At 47.5% G+C, this 10,691-nt stretch carries 9 protein-coding genes; all 9 read right to left on the reverse strand.

The window, feature by feature from the left end; all coding sequences use genetic code 11:
• Positions 1-75: 75 nt before the first annotated feature.
• On the reverse strand, positions 76-1,470 hold the full coding sequence (locus BSZ32_RS05870) for a sugar transferase (RefSeq protein WP_105042573.1): 1,395 nt from the start codon (positions 1,468-1,470) through the stop codon (positions 76-78).
• A gap of 255 nt (positions 1,471-1,725) precedes the next feature.
• Positions 1,726-2,475, reverse strand: a complete 750-nt coding sequence (locus BSZ32_RS05875; protein ID WP_165788671.1) for an exosortase-associated EpsI family protein — start codon at positions 2,473-2,475, stop codon at positions 1,726-1,728.
• A gap of 22 nt (positions 2,476-2,497) precedes the next feature.
• Positions 2,498-3,424, reverse strand: a complete 927-nt coding sequence (locus tag BSZ32_RS05880) for an exosortase/archaeosortase family protein (RefSeq protein WP_105042575.1) — start codon at positions 3,422-3,424, stop codon at positions 2,498-2,500.
• Between the two features lie 178 nt (positions 3,425-3,602).
• Positions 3,603-6,104, reverse strand: coding sequence for an O-antigen ligase family protein (locus tag BSZ32_RS05885; RefSeq protein WP_165788672.1), 2,502 nt, complete (start codon positions 6,102-6,104; stop codon positions 3,603-3,605).
• Entirely contained in the window at positions 6,091-7,269 is a 1,179-nt protein-coding gene (locus BSZ32_RS05890; protein ID WP_105042577.1) for a glycosyltransferase family 4 protein, read from the reverse strand. The genes BSZ32_RS05885 and BSZ32_RS05890 overlap by 14 nt, the downstream gene beginning before the upstream one ends.
• Before the next feature lie 43 nt (positions 7,270-7,312).
• Positions 7,313-8,155 carry a glycosyltransferase gene (locus tag BSZ32_RS05895; RefSeq protein WP_105042578.1) on the reverse strand — a complete coding sequence of 281 codons (843 nt, stop codon included), beginning with the start codon at positions 8,153-8,155 and terminating at the stop codon, positions 7,313-7,315.
• Positions 8,152-9,666 (reverse strand): hypothetical protein, encoded by a 1,515-nt coding sequence (locus tag BSZ32_RS05900; protein WP_105042579.1) that lies wholly within the window; start codon positions 9,664-9,666, stop codon positions 8,152-8,154. Before BSZ32_RS05900 ends, BSZ32_RS05895 begins: the two co-directional genes overlap by 4 nt.
• A gap of 18 nt (positions 9,667-9,684) precedes the next feature.
• The gene (locus BSZ32_RS05905; protein WP_129589615.1) at positions 9,685-9,948 is read right to left on the reverse strand and encodes a hypothetical protein; all 264 of its coding nucleotides are present in this window, start codon (positions 9,946-9,948) and stop codon (positions 9,685-9,687) included.
• The coding region (locus BSZ32_RS05910; RefSeq protein WP_105042581.1) for a glycosyltransferase family 2 protein at positions 9,949-10,691 on the reverse strand (743 nt) is incomplete at its 5' end.

The following is a 10,691-nucleotide window of genomic DNA, read 5'->3' on the forward strand; positions in this document are numbered from 1 at the left end:
ACTGCCCTGGAATTCTTAATTGTTCATTCTTAATTATTAATTATTAATTATTAATTATTAATTGGCGCTCCGCGCCTACTTCGCGCCTTTGAAAAAGAGCACGGCAGGGATGGTCTTCACGATGATTTTAAGGTCGACCCAGAGCGACCAGTTATCGATGTAGGCGAGGTCCATTTCGACCCATTCCTCAAAGTTGGTAATCTCATTGCGGCCACCAGCCTGCCAGGTGCAAGTGATGCCGGGTTTGACACTGAGTCGACGACGGTAGGCCGCTTTCTCAAAGTCTTTCACTTCGTAGACTGGCAGTGGCCGAGGCCCGACGATGCTCATATCGCCTGAGAGCACATTCAAAAGCTGTGGCAGCTCATCGATGCTCATTTTGCGGAGGATTCTGGCGAAGGGGAAAACCCGTGGGTCGTCATCGAGCTTGAATACTGGCCCTGACATTTGGTTGCCCATTTGCTCTTTGACCTGAGCTAGATTTGCCTCCGCATCGACTGCCATGGTGCGGAATTTCCACATATTAAATTCCTTACCGTACTTGCCTGAGCGACGCTGACGGAAAAATATAGGCCCAGGGTCAGCCAGCATGATGCCGATGGCGGCAAATAGCCACAGTGGCAGGCTAAACACAATAAAGACCAAGGCAAAACAACGATCAAAAACTGACTTAGCAAGCAGAGCCCACGATAATTCAGGGGTCGATTTGAGCACCAGCATCGGCTTGTTACCCATGGTGTCAAAGGTGGGACGTGCGACCTGCGAGCGAATAAAGTTAGCCGCGACCCAGACTTCCACACCCTGTGTTTCACAGACCTCGACCGCTTCGCCAATCTTATCGAAGAGAACATTCTTAGGGGAAATAATCACCCGGTGGGCGGATTCCGCCACGATCAAATCTGCTAGCTCTAATGGATTGCGCGTACCCAAATCAAAATGGGCGCGCACCTCAATGTAAGCAATCACTTCTGCGGAAAGCTCATTAAGAAACTCTGCGGTGTCATTCGGCAAGCCCGCCACGATTACTCGCTCACGCGAGGCTCCATTTTTCACTCGACGGCGAAGGATATTTCTCCCCCAGACAAAGCGGATGAAGATAAAAATACAGGAGAAAAACCCACCCAACGCTAAAACCAAGCGCGAAGATGGATCTAGCTGAAATAGCAGCACGCACATGCCGACTGCGAGCGTCATCACTGCCCCAGCCTGAATAATCTTACTGAGGGCGGCTGAGGCCTTTTTGTTCAATATATTCGAGTAAAACCCGAAAAGCTCGAGCGTCAAAGGGGTGAAGGGCACCACCACAAAAAGCAGCCAAGAGATCTTATCGAGCCCAACTCCCTGAAAATCGTGAGCCAATATATTCCAGCGGAATGCAGAAGCTAAAGTAAAACCCACCCACACTAAGAACGCATCAAATAACTGAAGCGCTTGAAGCGAGAATTGTTCTTTTTTGGAAGATGCGGGCATCGGGAATTTTTAAGGAAATAGGAAATAGGAAATAGGAAATAGAAAATAGGGGAAAGTGAGGAGTGTGGGAGTGTGGGAGTGTGGGTCGCGTATAACGCCTTTGGCGCACGCGATTGTTGTTTAGAAGTTGGAGAATTTAGGTTGGGGTGAGTGTCGAAGGTCGGAAGGTCTAAGGTCGTTATTGATCGCGTGGGCGCGATAGGTTTTTGAAGAACTGGAGTCTCTGCAACGGAATTATTAATTGTTCATTATTAATTATTCATTGGAGCGTCCCGCGACTACTTTTGGGAGGAGCTTTTTCATGAGCTCTTGCATCATTTGGATGCTCTGTTCTTCATCGTAGACTTGGTCGTCAGGAATATTGAAGCCTTGATCTCGGTAAACGGATGTCACTCCAACACTAAATGTGGCGTAGGCCCATTGTTGGTCGTAGCCGTGGATCAATCGCGCCTCAATGTCAGCGAAAGTTCGATCGTAGTGACCTGAGACAATTTTTTCGGCACCGAAGAAGGTATAGTACTGGATGCGCATGTCGTAGACTGGGTCACCATCCTTGTTCTTAGGCGGCTCCACCCCTTCATGCTTCACCCTGGGGCGGATACAGGCGATCTCACGCACTGCCAGGTCTTCGCCACCGGCGAGTATTCCAGGAATCACCAGCGATCGCTCGCGCACAAAGTTCCAGCCCTGCGCACGCAGGCAGACCTCTGGTCGGTGGAGGCTATTGTTGATGTCCTTGCCGGAAAAAACCACGGATACTTCTACGCCTCCAAACCCAGGGAGAGCTGGATTGTAGTAGGATCGACGCGAAAACTCGGTGTCATCGGCTAACACTTTTTTCTCCTCATCACTCACCTGCTGCTTCTTGCTTTGCCAGCCGGCAATGGTTTCGGGGAGATCCTTAGAGAGTCTAGACACGACCATTTCTTTCTGCCTTGGCAGCAGCCAAATCATCGAGAATCCTAGGGTCAACACCCCGAGTAGGATCCACAAGCGCTTCGTCATTTTCTTCAAATCTTGCATGCCGTTATCCCTTTTGAGTGACCTTCACCTTTTTCTTGAACCTCTTAGGGTTCAATACCCTATCCAATACCATCAAGCCACCAAGAGCAGCAGGGAAAAATATAAAAAGCCCCGCCAAGTCGTGGTAGAGCCCACCCGCGAAATCCTCAAACCCACATTCGGCGAGGACTAGTATGGTGAATACTCGGCAGAAATTGCCGAACAAGGCGAGTGGCAGCGCAGCGGCAAAAACCAGCGCTTTTTTCCACAATGCCTCCTGGGTGTAGTAGGCAAAGATCGCGGCGATCATCACCAGTGCCATCAACGAGCGAATCCCACTGCAGCCTTCAGCAATCTTAAAATCCCACTTGTTAGTGGCCGAGAGAATGTCATTGCCGGTATTGATCAAGTCCATCCCCAAGCCACTTCCCGCGTAATAACAGGCCTGGGTGACAAAGACCTGAAGGAAATTGGTCATCTGATTCAGCCCTGGAACCGGAACCGCAAACCACCAGAAAAATGCGGGAAAAAGCATGTGCCTACCAGCTTTCCAACCGCAGGCGTAAATCACCGCACCAGAAATCAAAAATGGCAGCCCAATCAATGCGATGCGTGGCTGGATCGTCCGGGCTGATGCCACAAAAAACAATAGCCCGAGAAGTAAAATAGCGATACCGCTCCGACCGCTCGAGTCGGGCTCGGTTCGCATCACCTTGAATGCCTGATAGCTAAAGGCGATGAACAGGAAGGGCACGACATAACCATGCAAGAGGTCGTTGCTAGGATTCCACGAGATCACAAGCCAAGTGGCTATGGTGCTCCCCCGCCCTTCAATGTCTGTACTCATCTGATGCATCCCAAAAAAATAGACGAACAGGAGAGCGATCAGCCCAAGAGGGAGCGCTATGGGGGACCTCAGCCAGTCTTTGATTGTCTCGTTCTTCTTATTCATACTTATTCATGTCATCTTGGCGTCTAGGGCTCTAAAATACTTATATGACGTTTCACCTTCAACGTGGCCGAAGCGTAATCCCCACGGGTCAATTCCTTATGGGCACGTTATACAATTTATAAATTTCTGATGCAAACAATTTGAAGGCCTTCACCACTTCCAATCAAAGGCTCGACATTTAAAAACCGCCCGCCTTGAGAACTTCGAGGGCTTTTTCAGCGAATTCAAACCGCTCATCTCGCTTTTCATCAGCCACACCGTTTCGAATACTCACATCACGCTTATAAAATTTCTGCGCCTTTAGGAAAAGTTGCTTAGCCAGCTCAGGCTTCCGCTCTTTCCACTCGGCTGATGCGGCCTCAAAATACGCATTTCCCAAAACTAAGTAGACCATCGCCTCCTTTTCGCGGAGAATCCACGGCTTCACTTGTTTCCTTGCCTCAGCCCACAGCGCATCCGTTTTTTCGTATTCACCCTGCTCAACTGCCATACGGACCCGCGCGACATAGCAATCTCGCTGAATTTGCTGGCGTGGCTGTGATGCCGACTGACCCGACATGGCCGTCTCAGAGGCCTCAGCCAGAAAGAGGTCTGCGGCATCGAATTCCCCTTTAGCATACGCTCTCTCGCCTTGGGCAATTTTCAGTTCAGACAGATGGGTGTAATATTTAAAAGACCAATCACGTGCAGCCACATACGGCTCAGCACGATCATAATAGATCTCAGCAGCAGCATACCTTCCCGCGTCCCTATACAAATTCGCAAGATTTAGCAAAGGTACAGGATTGTAGGGATGCCGTCCTAACGATTCCTTGTAAAACATCTCAGCCATCACCAATGCGGTCTCATCCCCCTGCGCATAATTTAAATGATAGATTTGAGCTATCCGCTGGCTCCTACGAAAGTCCGCTGACCTCTCATTCGCTAATGTATACGACTCCAAAAGACCCTCATGGCCGACCGGACTCCATGCCCCACCTTCCCTCGCCTGCTTCTCAACTAACAAAGGCGCCGCCGCCCAAACTTCCCGCCCGGCAAAAACCGCCACCCCAGCAGAAAACAACATCAACACCACAGCCAACCCTCTATCCTTTATCCTTTCTCCTCTTTCCTTATTTTTCTTCGTTCCATCACCTTGGCCTTTTTCCTTTAACCTTTCCCCTCTTTCCTTATTTTTTTTCGTTTCATCATCCACGTCTGAACACTGAACTCTGAACTCTGAACTCTTTCTGACTCCTTTCCCCTCTAACCTTTCTCCTCTTTCCTTATTTTTCTTCGTTCCATCACCCAAGTCTGAACACTGAACTCTGAACTCTGAACTCTTTCTAGCCCCTTTCTCCTTTAGCCTTTCCCCTCTTACCTCACCCCCATCATCTTGGCCTTTCTCCTTTAACCTTTCTCCTCTTTCCTTATTTCCCTCTTTCCTCTTTCCTCTCTCCTCTCCCCCAGCACACCACCCAAGGCAGACTGTCGCGAGAAACATATTGAAAGGCAAGCGCAGCGGGAAATCGGTAAAGCTATGCACCATCACCACCGTCACGCCTAACAAGCCAGCCAACCGCATCCAGCTCCGTCGAGAGACTTTATCCTCCAACAATAGAGACCTCAAAGCGATGAACCAATGCGTTCCGAGCAAGATCAGCAGCATAACCAAGCCAACAAGCCCATAGTCAGCGAGCACTTGCAGATACTCGTTGTGGACAAACTCTGGGCTCGCTTCATGAGAAGCCAGAATCCCCTCCCAAAATTCGTTAGATTTATAGGAATACGTCCGCGCGCCTTGACCCAGCACAGGAGCTTGCTGCCATTGATCGACAGCCATCCCCCAATAACCCTGCCTGATATTTGACTCGGTCGCCACTCCCGTCTGCAGCACTTTCCCGTCACGCTCGGCAAAGGTCATCAATGAAAGAGAAGCGGCCAAAACAGCCGCACAGCAGGCCCCTCCAGCCAACAATAACCGAGCGCGCCTCCTTAGATGGACATCTAGGCCTGCCGTCCGCAACCACAAAACAGGAACCATCACTCCACCGGCCATCGCCACAGAAATCACTGCTGATCGCGAACCCGAAAAGAACACAAGGACGAGCGCGAGGACGCTGATAAGTCCAACAATCCAACGCAGCCTCTTACCCACATGACGCGCGCAGTGCGCAAAGCTAAATAACACCACACTGATCACCGCCATCGCATTGCCCAAGGCTCCATAATCCTGAAACAAGCCGAAAGAAGCCGTCTGGCTAGTAAACTCATCAACTAAACCCAAAGGCAGCCAGACAACGACCCCTGTCATCTGTAAGATGTAAACCATTAGGTTCACAACCACACAACTTGAGAAAACTATGGCCCATCCGCGACTCGGCCACCTCAAGCGGGATAGGTAGTACACAATCACGCCCCCGGCCATCAACATCAGGTCTTCCTTCGCCAAATCCCACACTGGAGAAAAGAACATCCTGTATGAGAAATAGCCGATCACACACAGCACTAACCAATCCACTCTCTTCAAGCGCACATCACTGTGACCCCCAACAACCAACAGAAGGCCGATCAGAGCCACGCAAAAAACACTCAGAGCCAATAACGGCCAACTCAAAGTAAGACCGCAACTCACCACAATGGCTAGTGCTATCAACCCAACTATTTTGCCTATAATCTGCATCGCATTAGTGAACTTCAAGAACTGAGTCAGCTATCCGCCTCCATTTGGCGAACCACACATCTTTATTATATTCATTCATTAATTTTTCATATCCAGTCAGCCCCATAGAACTGTAGCTTTCGGTATCATCGAGCGCCTTCTGTAGCTCCTTGCTAAAACTCTCCGGGTTTACATCAGCAAGCCATCCATCAACACCATGCTCAATGAGCTCGGGGAAATTGCCTAGATTTGAAGCTAAGACAGGCCTTTTGTTGAGCCAAGACTCTAGGATTACCATGCCAAAAGGCTCCTCCCATATCGAAGGGGCTACAAAGAATGAAGCACGACTCCATAGTTCATGATGTTTCTCTTTCGGGACAAATCCAAGAAACTCCACATTTTTTAAATTATTCACGTGAACGTAATTCCGCAATTCGTCCTCAAGCGGCCCGGTCCCAGCAATACGTAGCATTCTCCCCTTAGACTTCACCTTCTGCCATGACTTCAATAAAAGCATGACGCCTTTTTCATCTGTCAAACGCCCCAGATACAGAACATCTCCATCTCGAGCGGGTTCCGACGCGAGAGCTTGCTCGTCTACTTCCAAAAAATGAGGTAACACACAAATCCGATCAGCAGAAATTCCCATTTCTACGTGCCTCTTTTTTTGCGCTTCACTCAAAGCAATATACACTGAAATAGCACGTTCCCCCTTGCTCCAAAACCTATTCAGCGCGAGACCCATAGACAAAGACGCGATCGAACTTCCTCTCCAGCACTTATGCTTCAGTCCTGGAAAATAATGCCCTGGGCTACATAAATGACATTCACCGCCAGCTCTAAAATAAGTAGCATCCACACAACCAAATCGGTAGTTATGTAAATATTGAATCACTGGTATAGAGAGTTCGTCTGCCAATTCATAAATAGCGACTGATAGCGAAGGAAAAACATTATCGATCTGCCACACATCGAATTGATGCTCCTTTTGTAAACGCCTTATCTCCGAAATAGCTCTCGCGTTTTTTTGCATTAGGAAGGGCATTTTCAGCTTACCCAAAGGCCTCTCCAGCTCTTCAGCAGTCGATCCGATATAAGAAAACAGCTCTATCTTATTTCGAAAAACATCTCCCATCCTATAGGCGCAACCTTCTTCGCCACCATACTCGAGATATCTATTAAGTATTTGTAATAGCTTAGTCATTATCTCTTATTGATGAGTTTTGCTCGGCTCGGAATCATTCCCATCATTTTTTGGTTTTCCATACACCCCCTAGAGTTTTACTCACTAATTGCCGACTCGTCTGAGTGTTCTGGTAAATAGACACATTTACCCATTTTGGCAGGTAGCATCCATTGATCAGTTTTCTGAATCTATGCATAACCGATAAAAAGTATTTATTCACACTAGAGACGGATCCCTTGCTCTTTTTCCAAACTTCGTGCTCCAAATGCGAGATTTCAGTCTGACCTAAGTTTTCACCAGTCTGAGTAAAAACCGCCAAAGGCTCATTTAATACTCCAGCAACAAAACCCTCACCTAACAAATCTCGTATCCACACCGCGTCAGCTATGGCCTTATAATTATCGTCCAGAAAAAAACCTTCTTTGATAACTCTCCTCCTAACAAATGTTGCCGCAGAGTATGTTGGCAAGAAACAGGCTAGAATGTGGTTCCTATTGGGCACCATAGCTTTCCGGTATGACAATAGCTCCCCATGGCTATCGATTAGAATCACATCCCCAAATAAAATATCTTTCTCGGGGTTGGCATCAAACCACTGGGCTACTTTTTCTAAAGTCTTAGGCAGGTATTGTTCATCACAGTTCAACCATGAAACGATCTCACCCTGAGACTTCTTAAATCCTCGATTGATGGCATCATACATGCCCTCATCATTTTCTTGAACAAAGTGAACTGATTCCAACTCCGTCACAAACTCCATAAAACAGTCAGAGGCTTGGTCCCCACTTGCATCTTGGATAATATGTTCAACACCAACAGCTGAGGCCTGATCCCCAACACTCCTAACGCAGCGCTTCAAGTAATCGAATTGTCTAAAACTTGGAGTGACAATGGAGAATTTCATGGTGACACAGGCCTCTCCCAAAAAACAAATGAGTGGATCTCTTGCGTGCTCACATAACCGTTTGCTCCAAGAAATTGCGCTAAAGCCATTTGATTATCAAAAATGTCCGTTTTACTAGTAATCACCAAATCTGGTAAACTTCTTTCCTCGAGATTCTGCGCAGAGGGATTGATGACAACAGTAAATTTTTCAGACGAATCAGATTGTGGCTGGGGCAGCTGATAATACGTAGCTCCAATGGGATTCGCATTCCACCACACGGTCTTATTTTGAGTTAGAGCCTGATTTGCCAGGCTTGCGGCTAGTCTGTAGTTATCTCTTTTATGGCGAGCCTCAAAGCGCACAAGAACACATGAACTAGCCTGGAATATGACAAACAAGGTAACTAGAGTGATGCTCCATTTATTGCGTTTTTCAACGAGTAGCTTGATACCGCAGCTGAAGACTAGGAATATAGCAACAGCCAGTGGGGCGAAATGCCTACCCAATACGCGGAATTCCATCAATATTCCCGCGCCAAGTATGAGAACAATTGGAATAGATACGCATACCACAACCGAAACTATTGTCTTCTTCCTACATTCTCGTAAAAGATAGACACAGCCAAATACAAAAACGCTTCCAATCAATACGCTGTGAATGATGAGTTGGATTAAGAATGGCAGAATGGCACGAGCGCCCTCTTCCCTAAGCTCAGCGCGGCCTGGGCCCGTCCCGGTCAGCCCTAATTGCTCATAGAAGATGAAGATGATAGAAAACACATTAGGGCTCTCGGTAGTTGCGGCAAGGGCTCCAATCGTCAGGCTCCACAAATAGTAAAAACCAATTCCGAGCAAACCCACTCCAGTGGCAGCCAATACCAGTTTTTTTTCACGAATCAGGAAGATGAGTCGCTGCTTTGGTAGGATAAAAATAGCAGCAAGTATAGCCGCCCAAACCCACAGCTGACAAAGCATGCTGATTCCTGAAAGTAACAACACGGCCACACAGAAGATATTCAACCACCGCTTGTGTGATCTCTGGATCTTCGTTGAGTCATTTTCCGCCTCTTCATTCAAACGAATTAAGGAAGCCAAGATTAGAGCGGAGAGTCCGATTTGGATAGCATAGGGCCTAGCTTCGTTAAGATAGTAACAAATGAACGGGCTGAGTCCGTAGCCGATCACAATTGGCAAATAAGAACCGAAGCGGCGATGGAGCGTGGTAGCCAACGCTGTCATTCCACAGATGAAAAATGGCAAAGCTGAAGCTCGTAATGCAAATTCCCCAATTCCAAAAATCTTCGTGTATGCCCACATGTAAATGACGTAAAATGGCATCTGAACTTCTGAGCATTTATCCTCGTACATACTCAAAAACATATCATTGATATTCACTATCGAAGCATATTTGTAAGTCATGAATTCATCAATCCATAGACTGTCCCAGCTGACTGAAAACAGTCCAATCAGAGTGAAGAATAAGAGTGGAGCCCAACGATACTTGTCAGGCGATTTTAAAGACTTAGCCATAGTAATATAGAATCTTTTTTATTGAGTTTCATCAGATTGAACTGATTTCTCGATGATGTAGTGTGGACGTTTTTTAATCTCACGGTAGATGCGTGCCATATACTGCCCTAGAATACCGATGCACATGATTTGCACCCCTCCCAAGCAAAAAATTGCCACGGCCAAGGTTGTAAATCCCTGAACCTTCAATGATTCCAAATAGCCCATCATTTGACAAAATTTCAAAATTGTTAGGAATCCGGCGTAGCTGAAACTTGCGGCGGAAATAATGGCCCCTGCCACTCAAATCCATTGTAACGGTAGATCTGAGAAGCTGGTCAACCCGTCTACCCCGTAGTTCACTAGCTTCCTTAACGTCTGTTTGGGTTGCCCCACGGCACGATCTAGACGTGCGTATTTTACTGTCGTTTGAGAATAACCAAACCAATTTTTCAGTGCCGGAATGAAAAGATTAATTTCGGGAGTTTTGAGGAGGTGATCCACAACCACTCGATCAATCAGCGAATACATGCCGCTGTTTGCTGGCATCACTCGATCTGTGAGGCGATAGAAAAGCACATGATAAAGATCAAAAGCCCAGCGGCGCATACCTTTTTCGGCGCGACTCATACGCACACCTGTGACAACCTTGTAGCCTTTCTGCCATTCTTCAAATAGTTCGGCTATGAGACTTGGGGGATCTTGTAAATCGGCCTCCATAAAAATAACCGCATCACCGGTCGCCTCTTCAAGACCAGCTCTGTAGGCTGGTTGTTGGCCGAAATTTCGGGAAAGGCTCAAAAGTCGCCATTGAGAAAAGCATTTCAATTTCTCTTCAATCACCTCGTGAGTGCCATCCGTGCTTCCATCGTCAACAACGACGATTTCGAAACGAGCGGGAACATTTTTAACCCCCTCAATAATAGCCGAGAAGAGAGCGTCTATGCCGTCACGTTCGTTCAACATCGGTATAACAAGAGAGATCAGCGGCGCCTCGCCATCTCGTTTGGGAACTTGATTGGTGTTAGTCATTATAAGTAGCATTT

This window comes from Rubritalea profundi, assembly GCF_002954445.1.
Lineage (GTDB): Bacteria > Verrucomicrobiota > Verrucomicrobiia > Verrucomicrobiales > Akkermansiaceae > Rubritalea > Rubritalea profundi.